Source organism: Streptomyces sp. NBC_00212 (genome assembly GCF_045206365.1).
Classification (GTDB): domain Bacteria; phylum Actinomycetota; class Actinomycetes; order Streptomycetales; family Streptomycetaceae; genus Streptomyces.
In genome coordinates, this window is sequence record NZ_CP108115.1 from 2606968 (window position 1) to 2624035 (window position 17068).

Annotated in this window: 20 protein-coding genes and 5 tRNA genes; 8 read left to right on the top strand and 17 right to left on the bottom strand. The window is 70.6% G+C overall.

Translation table 11 applies throughout. The features are described 5' to 3' along the window. Window positions 1–126: 126 nt before the first annotated feature. Window positions 127–1734, bottom strand: a complete 1608-nt coding sequence (locus tag OHA17_RS11715) for a DAK2 domain-containing protein (RefSeq protein WP_406506420.1) — start codon at window positions 1732–1734, stop codon at window positions 127–129. Window positions 1735–2017: 283 nt separating this feature from the next. Here OHA17_RS11715 and rpmB point away from each other — a divergent pair, with 283 nt between their 5' ends. After that, the gene (gene rpmB, locus OHA17_RS11720; RefSeq protein ID WP_003957616.1) at window positions 2018–2203 is read left to right on the top strand and encodes a 50S ribosomal protein L28; all 186 of its coding nucleotides are present in this window, start codon (window positions 2018–2020) and stop codon (window positions 2201–2203) included. A 120-nt stretch (window positions 2204–2323) separates the two neighbouring features. On the opposite strand, the gene thiD is transcribed toward rpmB, so the two are convergent. Beyond that, window positions 2324–3106 carry a bifunctional hydroxymethylpyrimidine kinase/phosphomethylpyrimidine kinase gene (thiD, locus tag OHA17_RS11725; protein ID WP_406506422.1) on the bottom strand — a complete coding sequence of 261 codons (783 nt, stop codon included), beginning with the start codon at window positions 3104–3106 and terminating at the stop codon, window positions 2324–2326. Further along, window positions 3103–4068, bottom strand: coding sequence for a thiamine-phosphate kinase (locus tag OHA17_RS11730; protein ID WP_053727946.1), 966 nt, complete (start codon window positions 4066–4068; stop codon window positions 3103–3105). The genes thiD and OHA17_RS11730 overlap by 4 nt, the downstream gene beginning before the upstream one ends. Window positions 4069–4292: 224 nt before the next feature. On the opposite strand from OHA17_RS11730, the gene OHA17_RS11735 reads away from it, so the two are divergent. Continuing rightward, complete coding sequence (locus OHA17_RS11735; RefSeq protein ID WP_053727902.1) at window positions 4293–4526, top strand: Lrp/AsnC family transcriptional regulator; 234 nt, start codon at window positions 4293–4295, stop codon at window positions 4524–4526. 20 nt (window positions 4527–4546) lie between these two features. Continuing rightward, window positions 4547–5023 (top strand): DUF3515 family protein, encoded by a 477-nt coding sequence (locus OHA17_RS11740; RefSeq protein ID WP_406506425.1) that lies wholly within the window; start codon window positions 4547–4549, stop codon window positions 5021–5023. Here OHA17_RS11740 and OHA17_RS11745 read toward each other — a convergent pair. The 3 genes from OHA17_RS11745 to OHA17_RS11755 are packed head-to-tail and all read right to left on the bottom strand — an operon-like array spanning window position 5020 to window position 7999. Further along, window positions 5020–6177 carry a D-alanine--D-alanine ligase family protein gene (locus OHA17_RS11745; RefSeq protein ID WP_053727900.1) on the bottom strand — a complete coding sequence of 386 codons (1158 nt, stop codon included), beginning with the start codon at window positions 6175–6177 and terminating at the stop codon, window positions 5020–5022. The two genes, OHA17_RS11740 and OHA17_RS11745, sit on opposite strands and share 4 nt — an antisense overlap. A 59-nt stretch (window positions 6178–6236) precedes the next feature. Then, on the bottom strand, window positions 6237–7250 hold the full coding sequence (locus tag OHA17_RS11750) for an NAD(P)H-dependent glycerol-3-phosphate dehydrogenase (protein ID WP_398878348.1): 1014 nt from the start codon (window positions 7248–7250) through the stop codon (window positions 6237–6239). After that, on the bottom strand, window positions 7247–7999 hold the full coding sequence (locus OHA17_RS11755; RefSeq protein ID WP_053727899.1) for a 1-acyl-sn-glycerol-3-phosphate acyltransferase: 753 nt from the start codon (window positions 7997–7999) through the stop codon (window positions 7247–7249). The genes OHA17_RS11750 and OHA17_RS11755 overlap by 4 nt, the downstream gene beginning before the upstream one ends. Window positions 8000–8245: 246 nt before the next feature. Between OHA17_RS11755 and cofC the strand changes: the two genes are divergently transcribed. After that, on the top strand, window positions 8246–8869 hold the full coding sequence (gene cofC, locus OHA17_RS11760) for a 2-phospho-L-lactate guanylyltransferase (protein ID WP_406510691.1): 624 nt from the start codon (window positions 8246–8248) through the stop codon (window positions 8867–8869). Between the two features lie 10 nt (window positions 8870–8879). After that, window positions 8880–9083 (top strand): hypothetical protein, encoded by a 204-nt coding sequence (locus tag OHA17_RS11765; protein WP_053727898.1) that lies wholly within the window; start codon window positions 8880–8882, stop codon window positions 9081–9083. Window positions 9084–9179: 96 nt separating this feature from the next. Here OHA17_RS11765 and OHA17_RS11770 read toward each other — a convergent pair whose 3' ends face one another. The 4 genes from OHA17_RS11770 to leuC form a co-directional block, all read right to left on the bottom strand. Next, window positions 9180–9839 carry an HU family DNA-binding protein gene (locus OHA17_RS11770; protein ID WP_053727897.1) on the bottom strand — a complete coding sequence of 220 codons (660 nt, stop codon included), beginning with the start codon at window positions 9837–9839 and terminating at the stop codon, window positions 9180–9182. A 144-nt stretch (window positions 9840–9983) separates the two neighbouring features. Then, window positions 9984–10211 carry a hypothetical protein gene (locus tag OHA17_RS11775; RefSeq protein WP_053727896.1) on the bottom strand — a complete coding sequence of 76 codons (228 nt, stop codon included), beginning with the start codon at window positions 10209–10211 and terminating at the stop codon, window positions 9984–9986. A 239-nt stretch (window positions 10212–10450) separates the two neighbouring features. Next, entirely contained in the window at window positions 10451–11044 is a 594-nt protein-coding gene (gene leuD / locus OHA17_RS11780) for a 3-isopropylmalate dehydratase small subunit (RefSeq protein WP_406506429.1), read from the bottom strand. Between the two features lie 5 nt (window positions 11045–11049). Then, window positions 11050–12474 (bottom strand): 3-isopropylmalate dehydratase large subunit, encoded by a 1425-nt coding sequence (gene leuC, locus OHA17_RS11785; protein WP_406506431.1) that lies wholly within the window; start codon window positions 12472–12474, stop codon window positions 11050–11052. Between the two features lie 173 nt (window positions 12475–12647). Here leuC and ndgR point away from each other — a divergent pair, with 173 nt between their 5' ends. Next, the gene (gene ndgR, locus OHA17_RS11790) at window positions 12648–13361 is read left to right on the top strand and encodes an IclR family transcriptional regulator NdgR (protein ID WP_053727893.1); all 714 of its coding nucleotides are present in this window, start codon (window positions 12648–12650) and stop codon (window positions 13359–13361) included. Between the two features lie 228 nt (window positions 13362–13589). Here ndgR and OHA17_RS11795 read toward each other — a convergent pair. From OHA17_RS11795 to OHA17_RS11825, 7 genes are all read right to left on the bottom strand, one after another. Further along, window positions 13590–13662 (bottom strand) — tRNA-Glu (locus OHA17_RS11795). A gap of 52 nt (window positions 13663–13714) precedes the next feature. After that, a tRNA-Gln gene (locus tag OHA17_RS11800) sits at window positions 13715–13786 on the bottom strand. A 16-nt stretch (window positions 13787–13802) separates the two neighbouring features. Next, a tRNA-Glu gene (locus OHA17_RS11805) sits at window positions 13803–13875 on the bottom strand. A 61-nt stretch (window positions 13876–13936) separates the two neighbouring features. Next, window positions 13937–14009, bottom strand: a tRNA-Glu gene (locus tag OHA17_RS11810). A 22-nt stretch (window positions 14010–14031) separates the two neighbouring features. Continuing rightward, window positions 14032–14103, bottom strand: a tRNA-Gln gene (locus OHA17_RS11815). 89 nt (window positions 14104–14192) lie between these two features. Continuing rightward, a complete protein-coding gene (locus tag OHA17_RS11820) occupies window positions 14193–14912 on the bottom strand; it encodes an HAD family hydrolase (RefSeq protein ID WP_406506432.1) in 720 nt (239 codons plus the stop codon). 68 nt (window positions 14913–14980) lie between these two features. Continuing rightward, on the bottom strand, window positions 14981–15652 hold the full coding sequence (locus tag OHA17_RS11825) for a DUF4241 domain-containing protein (protein WP_406506434.1): 672 nt from the start codon (window positions 15650–15652) through the stop codon (window positions 14981–14983). 206 nt (window positions 15653–15858) lie between these two features. On the opposite strand from OHA17_RS11825, the gene OHA17_RS11830 reads away from it, so the two are divergent. Both OHA17_RS11830 and OHA17_RS11835 read left to right on the top strand, forming a co-directional pair. Then, window positions 15859–16083, top strand: coding sequence for a WXG100 family type VII secretion target (locus OHA17_RS11830; protein ID WP_406506436.1), 225 nt, complete (start codon window positions 15859–15861; stop codon window positions 16081–16083). A 331-nt stretch (window positions 16084–16414) separates the two neighbouring features. Beyond that, complete coding sequence (locus OHA17_RS11835) at window positions 16415–17017, top strand: contact-dependent growth inhibition system immunity protein (protein ID WP_406506438.1); 603 nt, start codon at window positions 16415–16417, stop codon at window positions 17015–17017. Window positions 17018–17068 lie beyond the last annotated feature (51 nt).

Here is a 17068-nt window from a genome sequence, read left to right on the forward strand (position 1 = left end):
ACCCGCGCCGCGGGCCCCTTGGGGCGACACCCCGCCCCACCCCTGCGAAAGCCTGCACGGCCGCGTGGCCGAGGCGGAGCGGAAGCATCCGCACGACCCCAACTGCCAAGCGTGCCAAGGGAGTTGCTACTCCACGCCGATCAGCAGCGGCACCCCTTGGCGGCCGCCTTCGTACACCACGGTGTCGACCGCCAAGTGGGCCTTGCCGACGTGGGATTCGAGCAGGGCCGCCAGCTCCGGCGGCGCGTCGGCGGCCAGGACCAGGGTGACCAGCTCGCCGCCCGCGGCCAGCATCCGGTCCAGGACGGTGCGAGCGGTGTCGGCCAGGTCGTGGCCGATGACCACCACGTCGCCGTCGATGAGGCCGAGGACGTCCCCGGCCTGGCAGACCCCGGCCATCGTCCACGACTGCCGTTCGGCGACGGCGAGTTCGGCGTGCCGGGTGGCGCCGGCCGCGGCGGTCATCGCGACGACATCCTCGTCGAAGCGCCGCTCGGGTGCGTGCACGGCGAGCGCCGCGATGCCCTGGACGGCGGCCCGGGTCGGGATGAGCGCGACCCGGATGCCTTCGGCCCGCGCCTGTTCGACGGCGGCCGCGGCGGTGTGGCGCAGCTCGGCGTCGTTCGGCAGCAGCACGACCTCGCGGGCGTGCGCGCGCCGGATCGCCTCGACGAGCTCCCCGCTGGCCGGGGCCTCGCCGGGCCGGGCAAGGACGGTCGTCGCCCCCGCCTCGGCGCAGAGCCCGGCCAGGCCCTCGCCGGGCACGACGGCGACCACGGCCCGCTGGACCTGCTCCCGGGGCGGCTGGACGACCGCGGGCGGCTCGAAGTGCGTGATCCGGATCCGGTAGGGCCGGCCCGCCTCGACGCCGGCCTCGACGGCGGCGCCCGCGTCGTCGACGTGCACGTGGACGTTCCAGAGCCCGTCGCCGCCGACGACCACCAAGGAGTCGCCGAGCCCGTCGAGCCTGCCCCGCAGCCGGTCCACGGCCGCGTCGTCGGCCTCCAGGAGGTAGATCACCTCGAAGGCGGGCCCCGCTCCTGCGGCCTCGGCCGGGCAGTCCTTCACGGGCACGGGCACCCGCGCCTCGTGGCGTACGACGGGGGCCTCGCCGGACAGTGCCTGGACCAGGGCGCCGAGCACCGTCACCAGGCCCCGGCCACCCGCGTCGACGACGCCCGCGCGCCCGAGGGCGGCGAGCTGGGAGGGCGTCCGGTCCAGGGCATCCCGGGCGCCCGCGTAGGCGGCCTGGGCCACCGCGGCCGGGGTGCCGCTCGCGTTCTCGGCGGACTCGGCGGCGGCGGTGGCCACCGAAAGGACGGTGCCCTCGACGGGGTGCGCGACCGCGAGGTAGGCGGCGGAGGACGCCCTGCGCAGCGCCGCGGCCAGGTCGCCCCCGCCGTCCGCGACGACCTCCGCCATGCCCCGCAGGAGCTGGGCGAGGATCGTGCCGGAGTTTCCGCGGGCGCCGATCAGCGCGCCGTGCGCCATGGCCCGTACGACATCGGCGACGGGCGGGACGCCGTCGTACACGGGGGGCTCGGGGTAGGCGGCGAAGACGGCCTCGACGGCCTGGGCCGCGGACTCCATCGTCAGGTAGAGGTTGGTGCCGGTGTCCCCGTCCGCGACGGGATACACGTTGATGGCGTCGATCGCCTCGCGGTCCCGGCCCAGCGCGTCCAGCGCCAGCGCGCACCAGCCGCGTACCGCGACGGCATCGAGGGTCTGCGGCACCTGGTGGTCCTCCTTGCGGGCGGGAAGCGGATGGCCGCGGGCCCTGGCGGGGCGCAGACACAGGCTCTGAGCGCAGGGTAGACCCGGTGCGGGCCCGGGTCCGGGGCGGGGGCGGCCGGGGCCGTGGTAGTTTCGTATCTCGGGAGCAGCCGTTGTATGCTGCTTCGGTTGCCCGGCGAGAGTCGGGCCAATTCCCCCGGCAAGCCACTTCAGATCTCTGATTCCGGTGCGCCGGATTTCACTGTAAGTGCATTTAATGCATCTGAAGTCTTTGGAGTGACCCGTGGCTGCCAACTGCGACGTCTGCGGCAAGGGGCCGGGCTTCGGCAACAACATTTCGCACTCGCACCGCCGTACGTCTCGTCGCTGGAACCCGAACATCCAGCGTGTGCGTGCCGTGGTCGGTCGGACGCCGAAGCGGCTCAACGTCTGCACCTCGTGCATCAAGGCCGGCAAGGTCTCGCGCTAATTGCGACGTCTGTCGTAGCGCAGCCCCTGCGGTTGCCTTGAAAAGCCGGTCCACCTCGGTGGACCGGCTTTTTGCCGTACCCGCGAGACGTGGCCGCGAGCCGTACTCGCACGCCGTGGGCTATCTGAAGCGCCAGCCGTGGTCGACCGGGCCGATGCCCGCGCCCAGCGCGAACCCCGCGGCGATGGCGCCCGTCACGTACTCCTTGGCCGCCCGCACCGCCTCGGGCACGGTCAGGCCTTTGGCGAGGCCCGAGGCGATGGCGGAGGCGAGCGTGCAGCCCGTGCCGTGGGTGTGCCGGTTGTCCAGGCGCGGGGCCCGCAGCCAGTGCTCCTCGGCGCCGTCGGTGAGCAGGTCCATGGCGTCGCCGGGGTAGTGCCCGCCCTTGATGAGCGCCCACCGGGGCCCGAACTCCAAGATCGCGTCGGCCGCCCGGCGCATCCCGTCCTCGTCCTCGACGTGGACGCCGGTGAGCTGGGCCACCTCGTCCAGGTTGGGGGTGGCGACGGTCGCGGTCGGCAGCAGCCGGGTGCGTACGGAGTCGAGGGCCTCGGCTGCGAGCAGCGGGTCGCCGTGTTTGGACACACCCACCGGGTCCACGACGACCGGGGCGTCGGTGCCGGCGAGCAGCTCGGCGACCGCCTCCACCAAGGGCGCCGAGGACAGCATGCCGGTCTTCACGGCCTGGACGCCGATGTCGTCGACGACGGCCCGGTACTGGGCCCGCACCGCCTCCACCGGCAGTTCCCAGGCACCGTGCACGCCCAGCGAGTTCTGCGCGGTGACGGCGGTGATCACGCTCATGCCGTGCACGCCGAGCGCCAGCATCGTCTTGAGGTCGGCCTGGATGCCCGCGCCGCCGCCGGAGTCCGATCCGGCGACGGTCAGCACGTTGGGGATCACGCGGGATCGTCCCCGAAGTGGTCCCAGCCGCCCTTGCTGGTCCAGGGCGCGCCGTCCACGGTGACGGTGGGCAGCGCGGACGGGTTGAGGACCTCGCCGATGACCTTCCAGCGGGCGGGCAGCTTCACGTCCGGCGGGAACGTCGCCACGATCGCGTGGTCCTCGCCGCCGGTGAGCACCCACTGGAGCGGGTCGACGCCGACGGCCTGGCCGATGTCGCTCATCTGCGTCGGGATGTCGATGAGGCCCGAGCGCAGGTCGATGCGGACCTTGCTGGCCTCGGCGATGTGGCCGAGGTCGGCGACCAGGCCGTCGCTGACGTCGGTCATGGCGGTGGCGCCGAGGCCGGCCGCGGCGGGGCCTGCGTGGTACGGGGGCTCGGGGCGGCGGTGCGCCTCGACGAAGGCACGCGGCGAGCGGAAGCCGCGCGAGAGCACCGCGTAGCCCGCCGCCGACCAGCCGAGCCAGCCCGTCACCGCGACGACGTCGCCGGGCTGCGCGCCGGCCCGGGTCACCGGCTCGTGGTTGCGCAGATCGCCGAGCGCGGTGATCGCGACGGTGATGGTGTCCCCGCGTACGACGTCGCCGCCGACCACGGCCGCGCCCGCGACCTGGCACTCGTCGCGGATGCCGTCCATCAGCTCGGTGGGCCAGGTGACCGGCAGTTCGGCCGGTACGACGAGGCCGAGCAGGACCGCCGTCGGCACCGCGCCCATGGCGGCGATGTCGGCCAAGTTCTGCGCGGCGGCCTTGCGGCCCACGTCGTACGCCGTCGACCAGTCGCGCCGGAAGTGCCGTCCCTCAAGGAGGATGTCCGTGCTGGCGACCACCCTGCGGTCGGGTGCGGTCACGACCGCCGCGTCGTCGCCCGGGCCCAGCCGGACCGCGGGGGTGGAGGTGAGCCGGGAGGTCAGCTCCCTGATGAGCCCGAACTCCCCCAACTCGCCCACAGTGCCTTTCACCGTGTCCCACCTCTCATCTTCGTACCCCATCTGCCCCCGTGCGCCTGCGGTCGCGAGCGGTCACGGGCGTGGGTACCGTCAACACATACGTCAACTTCATGGCCGCTCTCGCCCCTCGGCGCGAGCGGCCGGTCGCGCGGGTCTCCCCGTCGCGCGTGGCGACGCGGTACCGTGGCGTCTCTTTCTCTCCCCCACATGATCCTCGTGGCCGCCCTGGAGGTTCCGTGGTACAGGCGTACATCCTCATTCAGACCGAGGTGGGCAAGGCGTCGACAGTCGCCGAGGCCATCGGAAAGCTCGCCGGCGTGATCCAGGCCGAAGACGTGACCGGACCCTACGACGTGATCGTCCGTGCCCAGGCCGAGACGGTCGACGAACTCGGTCGCATGGTGGTCGCCAAGGTCCAGCAGGTGGACGGCATCACAAGAACGCTGACCTGCCCGGTCGTCCATCTGTAGCCCCCGCATACCCTGGGCCGGTGACTCTCTCTCGCCGCCGGCCGCTTCTCGTCCTGTCCGCGGTCGCCGTCCTGGCGGCCGCGGGCTGTTCTTCGTCCGACGCCACCGCGCAGGTGGCGGTTCCCTCGCCACCTGCGAAGGAGGCGGCCGCGTGCGCGGCCCTGGACAAGCTCCTGCCCGACACCGTGGCCGGGCAGAAGCGGCACGACCCCACCCCGGACTCGCCGCTGACGGCCCGGTGGGGGGACGGGGACGCGGAGATCGTACTGCGCTGCGGGATCGCGCGGGGCGACGAGATGAACGACCCCAAGTCCAACGGGGTTCAGGTGAACGGGGTCTGGTGGGTCGTGTTCCCGCGCTCCGAGGGCCCCCGGTTCGTCAGCGCCTACCGGGACCCCTACATCGAGCTCCTGACGGGGACCCGGTACGCGCACGACGCGTCCGTGCTCCAGGCGTTCGGCGCCCCCGTCCTCAAGGCCACCAAGAACTCCCTCTAGCGCAGGCCCGTGGACCGGCGAAGGGCCGCCTGGATCAGCTTGTCGACCAGGTCCGCGTACTCGACGCCGCTCTCCTGCCACATCCGCGGGTACATCGAGATCGGCGTGAAGCCCGGCATCGTGTTGATCTCGTTGATCACGAACTCACCGTTGTCCTGAAGGAAGAAGTCCGCGCGGACCAGGCCCTCGCAGGAGGCGGCCTCGAAGGCTTCCACGGCCAGGCGCCGCACCTCGGCGGTGGCCTCCTCGCCGATCGGCGCGGGCACGATGCCGGCCGCCGAGTCGATGTACTTGGCCTCGAAGTCGTAGAACTCGTGGGCCGTCACCGGCGGGATCTCGGCGGGCACGCTCGCCCGCGGTCCGTCCTCGAATTCGAGCACCCCGCATTCGATCTCGCGGCCGCGCAGCAGCGACTCGACGAGGAACTTGGGGTCGTGGCGGCGGGCCTCGGCGATGGCCTCGTCCAGGCCCTCGAAGGAGTCCACCTTGGTGATGCCGAACGAGGAGCCGGCCCGGGCCGGCTTGATGAACAGCGGCCAGCCGTGCTCACCGGCGAAGTCCGCGATGCGCTGGCGGGCGGCCTTCTCGTCCTGCTCCCACTCGCGCGGGCGCACCACGAGGTAGGGCCCGACGGGCAGCCCGAAGGAGGTGAAGACGCGCTTCATGTACTCCTTGTCCTGGCCGACGGCCGAGGCGAGGACGCCCGCGCCGACGTACGGGATGCCGGAGAGCTCCAGGAGGCCCTGGAGGGTGCCGTCCTCGCCGTACGGGCCGTGCAGCATCGGGAAGACGACGTCGACCTCGCCGAGGACCTTGGGCACCATTCCGGGCTCGCTGTAGACGACTTCGCGGCTGCCCGGGTCCACGGGCAGGACCACGCCGCCGTCGGGGGACTCGGCGAGCTCGTCGACGCTCGGGGTGCGCCGGTCGCTGATCGCCATGCGCTCCGGTTCGTCGGCGGTGAGCGCCCAGCGGCCGTCCGTCGTGATGCCGATGGGCAGCACGTCGTACTTCGTACGGTCGATGGCGCGCAGCACCGCGCCGGCGGTCACGACCGAGATGCCGTGTTCCGAACTGCGGCCGCCGAACACTACGGCCACCCGCGGCTTGCGGAGCTGCTTCTCAGGGCTCTGGGGGAGGTTCTCGCTGCTCATATCGCGTTGAGGGTACCCGTTCGAGGCGCCGCATCCATGGCCGCCCGGGCCCGGCGGTGTCAGCGCCGCTCGGCCTTGGCGCTGCGGGACATCAGCTCCTTGAGGGCGACGACCGGCGGCTTGCCCTCGTGGACGATGCCGACGACGGTCTCCGTGATGGGCATGTCGACGCCGTGCCGGCGGGCCAGATCCAGCACGGATTCACAGGACTTGACGCCCTCCGCGGTCTGCTTGGTGACCGCGATGGTCTCCTGCAGGGTCATGCCCTTGCCGAGGTTGGTGCCGAAGGTGTGGTTGCGCGAGAGCGGCGAGGAGCAGGTGGCGACGAGGTCGCCGAGGCCCGCGAGGCCGGAGAACGTCAGCGGGTCGGCGCCCATCGCGAGGCCGAGCCGGGTCGTCTCGGCGAGGCCGCGGGTGATGAGCGAGCCCTTGGCGTTGTCGCCGAGCCCCATGCCGTCGGCGATGCCGACGGCGAGCCCGATGACGTTCTTGACGGCGCCGCCGAGTTCGCAGCCCACCACGTCGGTGTTGGTGTACGGGCGGAAGTAGGGGGTGTGGCAGGCGGCCTGCAGGCGCTGGGCGACGGCCTCGTCGCGGCAGGCGACGACGGCCGCGGCAGGCATCCGCTTGGCGATCTCCTTCGCCAGGTTGGGCCCGGTGACCACGGCGACGCGGTCCTCGGAGACCTTGGCGACCTCGGAGATGACCTCGCTCATCCGCTTGGCGGTGCCGAGTTCGACGCCCTTCATCAGGGAGACGAGCACGGTGTCGGGGGCCAGCAGCGGCGCCCAGGCGGCGAGGTTGTCGCGGAGCGTCTGCGACGGGACGGCGAGGACGGTGAAGTCGGCGCCGGCCGCGGCTTGTGCGGGGTCGGTGGTGGCCCGTACGGACGCGGGGAGTTCGATGCCCGGCAGGTAGTCCGGGTTCGTACGCGTGGAGTTGACCGCTTCGGCGAGTTCGGGGCGGCGGGCCCACAGGGTGACTTCGCAGCCCGCGTCGGCGAGGACCATGGCGAACGCCGTGCCCCACGAACCGGTCCCGAATACCGCTGCCTTGGTGGTGCCGTGTGTCACTTGGTGCCCTCCCCGGCGGCCTCGCGGCGCTGCCGTGCGCGGACTTCGCGCAGATCGTACGGCTTCTCGGGGGCCTTCTCGCCCCTCAACTCCTCAAGCAGCGTGGTGATCGCGGCCATGATGACCTCGGTCACCTCCTTGAGGACCTCGGGCGTCGGCTCCTTGTCGTAGAACCGGTCGAGGTCGACCGGCGGACCGGCCTTCACCTGGAGCGTCTTGCGCGGGAAGAAGTTGACCTTCTTCTCCTTGGCGTAGGGCGGCATCGCCAAGTTGGCGCCCCACTGGGCGATCGGGACGACCGGCGCCCGCGTCATCAGGGCGGCCCGCGCGACCCCGGTCTTCGCGGTCATCGGCCACTGGCCGGGGTCGCGGGTGAGGGTGCCTTCGGGGTAGAAGGCGACGCATTCACCGCGCTCCACGGCGTCCACCGCGGCTCGGAAGGCGCCCACCGCGTTGGTGGACTCGCGGTAGACGGGAATCTGGCCCGTGCCGCGCAGCAGGATCCCGACGCCGGGGGCCTTGAAAAGCGCGGCCTTCGCCAGGAATCGGGGTACCCGGCCCGTGTTGTATTGGAAATGCCCGTACGAGAACATGTCCAGATACGAGTTGTGATTGATGGCGGTGATGAATCCGCCGTCGGCCGGAATGTTCTCCATTCCCCGCCAGTCCCGCTTGAACAGAACGACCAGCGGCGGTTTTGCGATGACCGCCGCCAGGCGGTACCAGAAGCCGATTCTGCGGCGGGACACTCGGACACCTTCCTCTGCGGACCCCGGCCGGGCCTCTGCGAGACCGGGGAACTGACGCTGCGTGGCTGCTGGGGGCAAGTGTCGCCCCAGGCCCCTGGTCTGTCGAGAACACCGTACGCCCCGGCCCGGACACCGGCCCTCCGGGCGGGTGACAATGAAGCCCGCCGCCGCCCGGCCCACTCGGGGCGGCGCCCGGACGGAGGGGACGCCACGAACACCGCCACAGCTGCCCGCTGGTCCCTCGTCATCCCGCTGAAGCCCTTGGTGCTGGCCAAGAGCAGGCTGGCGGCCGCCGTCGGCGACGAGCTCCGGCCGCGGCTCGCCCTCGCGTTCGCGCTGGACACCGTGGCCGCCGCGCTGGAGTGCCCCGCCGTGCGCAATGTGGCGGTCGTCACGGACGATCCGCTGGCGGGCGCCGAGCTGGCCGCGCTGGGTGCGCGCATCGTGCCCGACTCCCCCGGCGCTGGCCTCAACGCCGCGCTGGCGCACGGGGCGTACCGGATGCGCTCGCGGCATCCGGCGCTCCCGGTGGCCGCCCTCAACGCGGACCTGCCCGCGCTGCGCCCCGCGGAACTGGGCCGGGTGCTCGCCGCGGCCGCCGCATTTCCGCGGGCTTTTCTCGCGGATGCGGCGGGAATCGGGACGACTTTCCTTTCGGCGGTTCCCGGCAGGGATTTGAGCCCGGTATTCGGCGGGCCTTCACGGGCCGCGCATTCGGCTTCGGGGGCCGCCGAAATCCTGCTCGACGGCGTGGATTCGGTGCGCCGGGACGTCGACACGGGCGCGGATCTGCGGGCCGCGCTGTCCCTCGGCGTGGGCCCGGCCACCACCGCGCTGCGGGACGCCCTGGACCCCGTACGGGGGCACTAGGCTGGCCGGTATGCAGGCGACCGCGTACACATACGACTCCGAGACCCGCAGCGGCAGTGTGCTGCTCGACGACGGCACCCCGGTGGACTTCGGGGCCCCGGCCTTCGACGCGGGCGGGCTGCGGCTGCTGAGGCCCGGGCAGCGGGTCCGCATCGAGACCGAGGGGTCGGGGGCGGACCTGCGCATCACGCTGGTGACGCTGCAGACGTTCTGAGCCCCGGAGCGCGCGGGGCGACTTGGCCGAAAACGGCCGCGGGCCGGGTCTCCCCGAGGGGAGCCCGGCCCGGCGCTTGAGCCTTGCCGCTGGTGGCTACTTCTTGCGAGCGGTCGCCTTCTTGGCGGTGGTCTTGCGCGCCGTGGCCTTCTTCGCGGGGGCCTTCTTGGCGACGGCCTTCTTGGCCGGCGCGGTCTTCTTCGCGGCGGCCTTCTTGGCGGTCGCGGCCTTCTTCGCCGGCGCGGCCTTCTTGGCGGTGGCCGTCGTCTTCTTGGCGGTCGCCTTCTTCGTGGTGGTCTTCTTGGCCGCCGTGGTCTTCGCCGCGGCGGTCTTCTTCACCGCGGTGGCCTTCTTGGCGACCGTCTTCTTGGCGGTGGCCTTCTTGGCCGCGGCCTTCTTGACGGTGCTGCGGCTGGAAGTACCGCCGGAGAGGCTGCCCTTGGGGGCCTTCTTGACGGCCACGTCGTTCTTCGGGAGCTTCTTCGAGCCCGCGACGAGGTCCTTGAAGCCCTGACCCGCGCGGAAGCGCGGAACCGAGGTCTTCTTGACCCGTACGCGCTCACCCGTCTGCGGGTTGCGGGCGTACCGGGCCGGGCGGTCGACCTTCTCGAACGAGCCGAAACCGGTGACCGAGACGCGGTCGCCGGCGACGACCGCACGGACGATCGCGTCCAGCACCGCGTCCACCGCGTCCGCGGCCTGCTGACGGCCGCCGACCTTGTCGGCAATCGCTTCTACGAGCTGCGCCTTGTTCACGTCTTCCCCTTCGGAGACATTGCCTGAGCGAAAGTGTCCAGGCCTTTTCGCACGTTAGGCAGATATATACCGCAAATCAAACACGAAACGGGCTAATCACCCTAGTGCCGCAACGAAGTCGGCTCTCGCCGAGTTCCTTACGGCTCAGTCGCCTTCGGGGAATCGGCCCTCGTCGAGGTCCTTCATCAACCGCTCCAGACGCGTTGCCGCATCGGCGAGATCGTGTTTGGCCGCCGCTGTTATGACCAGCAGCTTCCGGGACAGCGCCATCCGTACGCCCTCCGGGACTTGCAGTTCGCGCACCCTTGTGTGCGCTTCTTTCAGTTGGTCCGCCACCAGCCCGTAGAGCTTGAGTTGGCTGTCGCGTTCCATGCGTCGATTGTGCCATCTGAGGCGAGTTGTCACCTCCGGCGGGGGCAACTGAGCGAATCCAGCGACTCCTGGACGTCCGTACGGTACCTCGATCGCGCAAGCGACTATCCGGCCATCTGCCCTGCGTGCAAGGCTAGTTGACGTCACCCCCGGAGCCCAAAACGCGACGCGCCCCCCGCCCGGAAATCAATCCGGAAAACGGGGGGCGCGATGCAGCCGAAGGGGGGTCAATACGCGGTTCAGGCCTGGATCGTGCTCGGCTTGAAGGCGGGTCGGCGGGCCTCGTAGGAGGCGATCTCGGGCTCGTTCTGGAGCGTGATCGAGATGTCGTCCAGGCCGTTCAGGAGCCGCCAGCGGGCGTTCTCGTCGAGTTCGAAGTCGGCAGTGACGCCTTCCGCGCGAACCTGGCGATCCTGCAGGTCAACAGCGATTTCGGCCTGAGGGTCGCGCTCGGTCAGCTCCCACAGCGCGTCCACGACTTTCTGGTCGAGAACGACGGTGAGCAGCCCGTTCTTCAGCGAGTTGCCGCGGAAGATGTCGGCGAAGCGGGACGAGATCACCGTTTTGAAGCCGTAGTTCTGCAGCGCCCACACCGCGTGCTCGCGGGAGGAGCCGGTACCGAAGTCGGGGCCCGCCACCAAAACCGTGGCGCCCTTGCGCTCGGGCTTGTTCAGGATGAACTCGGAGTCCTTGCGCCAGGCCTCGAAGAGCCCGTCCTCGAAGCCGTCGCGGGTGACCTTCTTCAGCCAGTGGGCCGGGATGATCTGGTCGGTGTCGACGTTGGAGCGGCGCAGCGGTACGGCCCGGCCGGTGTGCGTGGTGAAAGCTTCCATGGTTCTCAGGCCTCCACGGGGGTACGGGCGTCGGACAGGTCGGCGGGCGAGGCCAGATGGCCGAGAACCGCGGTGGCGGCGGCGACCTGCGGCGAGACCAGGTGGGTGCGGCCGCCCTTGCCCTGCCTGCCCTCGAAGTTGCGGTTGGAGGTGGACGCGGAGCGCTCGCCGGGGGCCAGCTGGTCCGGGTTCATGCCCAGGCACATCGAGCAGCCCGCGTGCCGCCATTCGGCGCCGGCGGCCGTGAACACCTTGTCCAGGCCCTCGTCCATGGCCTGCAGGGCGACCCGGACCGAGCCCGGGACGACCAGCATCCGTACGCCGTCGGCGACTTTGCGGCCCTCGATGACGGCCGCCGCGTTGCGCAGGTCCTCGATGCGGCCGTTGGTGCACGAACCTACGAAGACGGTGTCGACGTTGATGTCGCGCAGCTCCTGCCCGGCGGTCAACCCCATGTATTCCAGGGCCTTTTCGGCGGCCAGGCGCTCCGAAGCGTCCTCGTACGAAGCCGGGTCGGGGACCTTCGCCGACAGCGGCGCGCCCTGGCCCGGGTTGGTGCCCCAGGTGACGAACGGCGAGAGCTCGTCGGCCTTGATGACGACCTCGGCGTCGAAGACCGCGTCCTCGTCCGTCTTCAGCGTCTTCCAGTACGCGACCGCCGCGTCCCAGTCCTCGCCCTGCGGGGCGTGGGCGCGCCCTTCCAGGTAGTCGAACGTGGTCCTGTCGGGGGCGATCATGCCCGCGCGGGCGCCGGCCTCGATCGACATGTTGCAGATGGTCATGCGGGCTTCCATCGACAGCTTCTCGATGGCGGAGCCGCGGTACTCCAGGACGTAGCCCTGGCCGCCGCCGGTGCCGATCCTCGCGATGATGGCGAGGATCAGGTCCTTGGCGGTGACGCCGTCGGGCAGCTCGCCCTCGACGGTGATGGCCATCGTCCTGAACGGGGCCAGCGGCAGCGTCTGGGTGGCCAGGACGTGCTCGACCTGGCTGGTGCCGATGCCGAACGCGAGCGCGCCGAAGGCGCCGTGGGTGGAGGTGTGCGAGTCGCCGCAGACCACGGTGGTGCCGGGCTGGGTCAGTCCCAGCTGCGGTCCCACCACGTGGACAACACCCTGCTCGACGTCGCCCAGCGGGTGCAGGCGCACACCGAACTCGGCGCAGTTCTTGCGCAGCGTCTCCAGCTGGACCCGGGAGACCGGGTCCGCGATCGGCTTGTCGATGTCGATGGTGGGGGTGTTGTGGTCCTCGGTGGCGATGGTGAGGTCGAGGCGCCGCACCTGGCGACCGTTCTTGCGCAGTCCGTCGAAGGCCTGCGGGCTGGTCACCTCGTGCAACAGGTGCAGATCGATGAAGAGCAGGTCCGGCTCGCCCTCGGCTCGCCTGACGACATGGTCGTCCCAGACCTTCTCCGCGAGTGTCCTACCCATCGCCTTCCCTCCGGCCGGCGTCTTCGCCGGCACTACTAGAGATCGATTGCCCCTGCCCGTACCGCACGCCCCGGACGAAGGCCGGATCCGTTGTACGGATCGCCAGTACAGCTTGACGACTTCCGGAGAAAATTGAACTTGCGTTTCACAGAGTGAGACGCGAATATCGTTGCATGGACAACTCTAGCGGCGTCGGCGTTCTGGACAAGGCTGCCCTTGTCTTGAGCGCTCTGGAGTCCGGTCCGGCCACCCTCGCAGGTCTGGTCGCGGCCACTGGGCTCGCACGACCCACGGCACATCGCCTAGCCGTGGCACTGGAACACCACCGGATGGTGGCTCGGGACATGCAGGGCCGTTTCATTCTCGGCCCGCGCCTGGCCGAGCTCGCGGCGGCAGCCGGCGAGGACCGCCTGCTGGCCACGGCCGGCCCGGTCCTGACGCATCTGCGTGACGTCACGGGCGAGAGCGCGCAGCTCTACCGCCGGCAGGGCGACATGCGGATCTGCGTGGCGGCCGCCGAGCGCCTCTCCGGCCTGCGCGACACCGTCCCGGTCGGCTCCACGCTGACCATGAAGGCCGGCTCGTCCGCCCAGATCCTGATGGCCTGGGAGGAGCCGGAGCGCCTGCACCGCGGCCTCCAGGGCGCCCGCTTCACGGCGACGGCCCTTTCCGGGGTACGTCGCAGGGGCTGGGCCCAGTCGATCGGCGAGCGCGAGCCGGGCGTGGCCTCGGTGTCGGCGCCGGTGCGCGGCCCGTCGAACCGGGTGGTGGCCGCCGTCTCGGTCTCCGGTCCGATCGAGCGGCTGACCCGGCACCCGGGCCGGATGCACGCCCAGGCGGTCATCGACGCCGCCGCCCGGCTGTCCGAGGCCCTGCGCCGCAACTGACGTCTTTCCCTTCTGCCACATTCCGGCCCACCGCTTCAACGCCGCAGCGGTGGGCCGGAGGTGTGTCCGGGGCCGCTCAACCGGCGGTGCGGGGAGGGCGGTTCGGGTCGGGTGCGCCGAACGCCCCTGCGCGATCGGGGAGTTGAGCCCTCCGGAATGCGTCCGGGGTGTGCGTTCGGGCAAACGAAAAGGCCCTCCGCAAGATGCGAAGGGCCCATTCTCTGTGCGTACCCCCGACCGGATTCGAACCGGCGCTACCGCCTTGAGAGGGCGGCGTGCTAGGCCGCTACACAACGGGGGCCTACCTGCGTTTTCGGACCTTCGAAGAAGATCCAGGATCTTGAAATGACCCGCTGGGCTACCAGGACTCGAACCTAGAATGACGGTACCAGAAACCGTAGTGTTGCCAATTACACCATAGCCCATGGTGGTTTAGACCAGTACCCCCGACCGGATTCGAACCGGCGCTACCGCCTTGAGAGGGCGGCGTGCTAGGCCGCTACACAACGGGGGCCCTAGCGATCCTGCATCGAGTTCGCCGGGTGCGACCCTGGCGATCCCGCGGGAAGGATCTGTACCCCCGACCGGATTCGAACCGGCGCTACCGCCTTGAGAGGGCGGCGTGCTAGGCCGCTACACAACGGGGGCCTTGCAGATAAAGCTCTGCGAGCTGGGCTACCAGGACTCGAACCTAGACTAACGGAACCAGAAACCGTCGTGCTGCCAATTACACCATAGCCCACCAAAACGCAACTCCTGTGGGGAGTTTTGTTTGGCTTGCGCTTTCGGTTCGGGGCTTTTCTTCCCGCTCCCCTCGGCGCAGGAAGAACATTACCCGAAGGTGTCCGGCGCTCCAAAACGGGTATCGAGGCGCAGGAGGTCGGGGAGCTGGTCGAGTCCCGTGATGCGGATGAGCTCGGGTCGTCCGCCGGTCCCCGAGCGATCCAGCCAGACTCCCTTGAGCCCCGCCTCGTCCGCCCCGCGTGCGTCGATGTCCGGCTGGTCACCCACGTAGACGACTTCCTCGGGCGGCAGTCCGAGCGCCTCGCAGCCGGCGTGGAAGGCGGCCGCCTCCGGCTTGGCGATGCCGAGTTCGGCGGCGCACAGCAGCGCCTCGAAACGGTCCCGCACGCCGAGGATCTGGAGCTTCCGCTCCTGGTTGAGGAGGGAGGAGTTGGAGAGGATGGCGTGCCGGTAGCCCTCGGCGAGTACGTCGAGAACGGGCAGGGCGTCCGGGAAGAGGCTCCAGGCGGCTTCGTAGTGCGCGATGTGCCGGTCGAACCAGGCGTCGGCGTCGTCGTCGCTCATGTCCTCGTTCACGAAGGCCCGCGCCCGATCGCGGCGCTGCCCGTGCCAGTCGGTCTCCCCCGACGCGAACCGCGCCCAGTGGTAGGCGGTGAGCTCTTCCCAGCGGTCGAGCGCCCGCTCCAAGGATTCGTACGCGCCGGGCAGCCCCTCCAGGCCGAGGTGCGTGCGCATGCCGGAGCGGGAGGCCGCGGAGTAGTCGAAGATCGTGTCGTCGATGTCCCACAGGACCGCGCGGATGGCCATGCTTCGAGCGTAGGCCTTGCGTCCGGACCACGGACGGCGTTCTGGCATATGCGGGTGGGGGCAGGACCTCAGGGAACGAGCGCCTCGGCCGGGACGACGAAGAAATCGGTGACGAAGCAGGTGATCGCGCCCGCTTCGTCGCGGCCTATCCACGTCGGGTACGCACCATCGCCCCAGCCCGAGGTGAAGGCGATCAGGTTGTGGCCGGTCGCGGGGGCGGTCACGGTGTGCGGACCCGGTGCGGGCGGGACGGTGTCGAAGGCGTCCCAGAGCGGGCCCTCGTCGCCCTCGCAGTCGGGGAACGAGCCGTCGGACCCGGCGTCGTAGAAGCAGCCGGTGCCCGCGTCGACCCCGTACCCGAAGAACTCCTCGTCATCGAGCTCGGCGAGGTCCTGGCCGGGCTGGAGCGCGAGCTCCCACGAGACGGTCGGAGCCTCCTTTATTACGAGGCGCGCGGCGGCCACCCGCAGATGCGGGGTGTCCGCCTCCGGCTCCCCCTCGCGCACCAGCGTCGCCACGGCCGCGTCCACCCGGTACCGCCCCGGCTCCACCTGCGCCGTGAACGGCTCGGCCTCCCCGGCCCCGAGCGAGACGAACGGGTCACAGGCGATGACCCGCCCGGTGTGCAGCCACAACTCCCCACCCCGCACCACGCTCATCGTGCCGGTGCTGCCCGACTCCTCCGCGAACACGTTGCCCGGAGTGAAGTGCCAGGAGAAGTCGGGGGCGGGCATGGGCATGAGGGTCTCCCGGGGTGACAGGCATAAAGGCGGCGGCAGTTCGCTGTCTCTGAAACATAACTCCCCGCACTGACAGTGCGCTCCGGGGCGGCGCTGTCGCGGGCCTGGCTCCGCCGCAGTGGCAACGTCCTTGCCACTGGGACGTGTTGTCAACGTGCCCGCGCAAGATCTAGGGCCATTGGACGACAAGCCACCCAGAGGGCGGCATGCAAAGCAACCCGGATCTCAAGACTCCCGAGGACGACGGTCTGAAGAAGTTGGCCGGTGACATCGAGGACATGCAGCGCCACCTGGACAACCAGGTCCGCCGCATGGACGCGATCGTCGATCGAATCCAGGCTGGCTGGCAGGGTCCGGCCGGCTCCGCCTACCGCGACCTGCAAACGGTCGCCGCCATGGAGGACGGCCTGAAGGGGATGGCCGTCGCCTAGCGGGGGGGGGACTGCCGGTGCCGCGGCGACAGCCGGGAACGAATTCATGGCGGTCATAGCAAGACCCGAGCCTCAATCCGCCCTTCGTCGTGGTCACTTCCATGCCCAAATGGGGTGGGTGAGCTGGTCGATGGCTGCGACAACGAGGAGGCGCCGTGTCGGCGCGAGAAGCAGCCGCCTGGGCACACGCACTGGCGATGTACGAGCAGGGGTACACCTACGTCGCCGTGGGCCCGTGCTCGCAGGTGGACTGGGTGCGCGATGTGGCCGCCGTCATGCGGAGGGAGACCTCAGACCCCCGGTGCTGGAAGTCGGTCGATGTCGCCAGGTCATGCGGGCCTACCTCGGGCAGGTCGCCGACGACACCGCCGAAAGGCGCAGCACCGCTCTCGACGCGTACGTACGGCACACCTGGCACACCCGGCCCTGGGCGCTGGCCGTCGCCGAGCGTCAGTTGCGGGAGTACGCCCAGGAGCCGCCCGGGCGGCTGCGGCAGCGGCTCGGGGAGTTCTACCCGGTTCCGGACGTGGGGCTCGGCGACGCCGAGATCCAGGGCTGGCTCACTGTCCTCGCCGATCACCTCAGGCGCAGCATCGAGGAAGAGGAAGGGGAGGCGCCTCGTCCTTCCGCTCCCGTGACCCACTGGGAGTGGCATGCCCGCTTCCCCGAGCTCGGCCAGTTGCTCGGCGGCTGGTTCTCGCAGGACATGCCGGACGAGTTCGACGATCACGATGCCGCGATCGAGGACTACCGCGGGACGACGGACCTCTCGCTCATCGCCAAGGTCGTCGGGGAACTGCACGAGCTGGTCGCCCTTGGCCTGGACGAGTCCGAATGTGCCCTTGCCGTCGCCGAGTTGGGCATGGAGGTCGACCCGCCGGCTCCGTACTCCCCCGGCGCCTGGCTCGCGCTGCTCGCCCAGCGGTTGGGGTAGAAACGCCCGAGGGGCGGCAGCCCGCCGGCTGCCGCCCCTCGTTCACGTATC

Bases quoted from the DNA above. Each gene is read 5' to 3' on its own strand.
- ndgR (WP_053727893.1), top strand. From the start codon at position 12,648: ATGGACAACTCTAGCGGCGTCGGCGTTCTGGACAAGGCTGCCCTTGTC.
- OHA17_RS11835 (WP_406506438.1), top strand. From the start codon at position 16,415: ATGCGGGCCTACCTCGGGCAGGTCGCCGACGACACCGCCGAAAGGCGC.
- OHA17_RS11820 (WP_406506432.1), bottom strand. From the start codon at position 14,912: ATGGCCATCCGCGCGGTCCTGTGGGACATCGACGACACGATCTTCGAC.
- OHA17_RS11830 (WP_406506436.1), top strand. From the start codon at position 15,859: ATGCAAAGCAACCCGGATCTCAAGACTCCCGAGGACGACGGTCTGAAG.
- OHA17_RS11765 (WP_053727898.1), top strand. From the start codon at position 8,880: ATGCAGGCGACCGCGTACACATACGACTCCGAGACCCGCAGCGGCAGT.
- leuD (WP_406506429.1), bottom strand. From the start codon at position 11,044: ATGGAAGCTTTCACCACGCACACCGGCCGGGCCGTACCGCTGCGCCGC.
- OHA17_RS11775 (WP_053727896.1), bottom strand. From the start codon at position 10,211: ATGGAACGCGACAGCCAACTCAAGCTCTACGGGCTGGTGGCGGACCAA.
- OHA17_RS11745 (WP_053727900.1), bottom strand. From the start codon at position 6,177: ATGAGCAGCGAGAACCTCCCCCAGAGCCCTGAGAAGCAGCTCCGCAAG.
- leuC (WP_406506431.1), bottom strand. From the start codon at position 12,474: ATGGGTAGGACACTCGCGGAGAAGGTCTGGGACGACCATGTCGTCAGG.
- OHA17_RS11825 (WP_406506434.1), bottom strand. From the start codon at position 15,652: ATGCCCATGCCCGCCCCCGACTTCTCCTGGCACTTCACTCCGGGCAAC.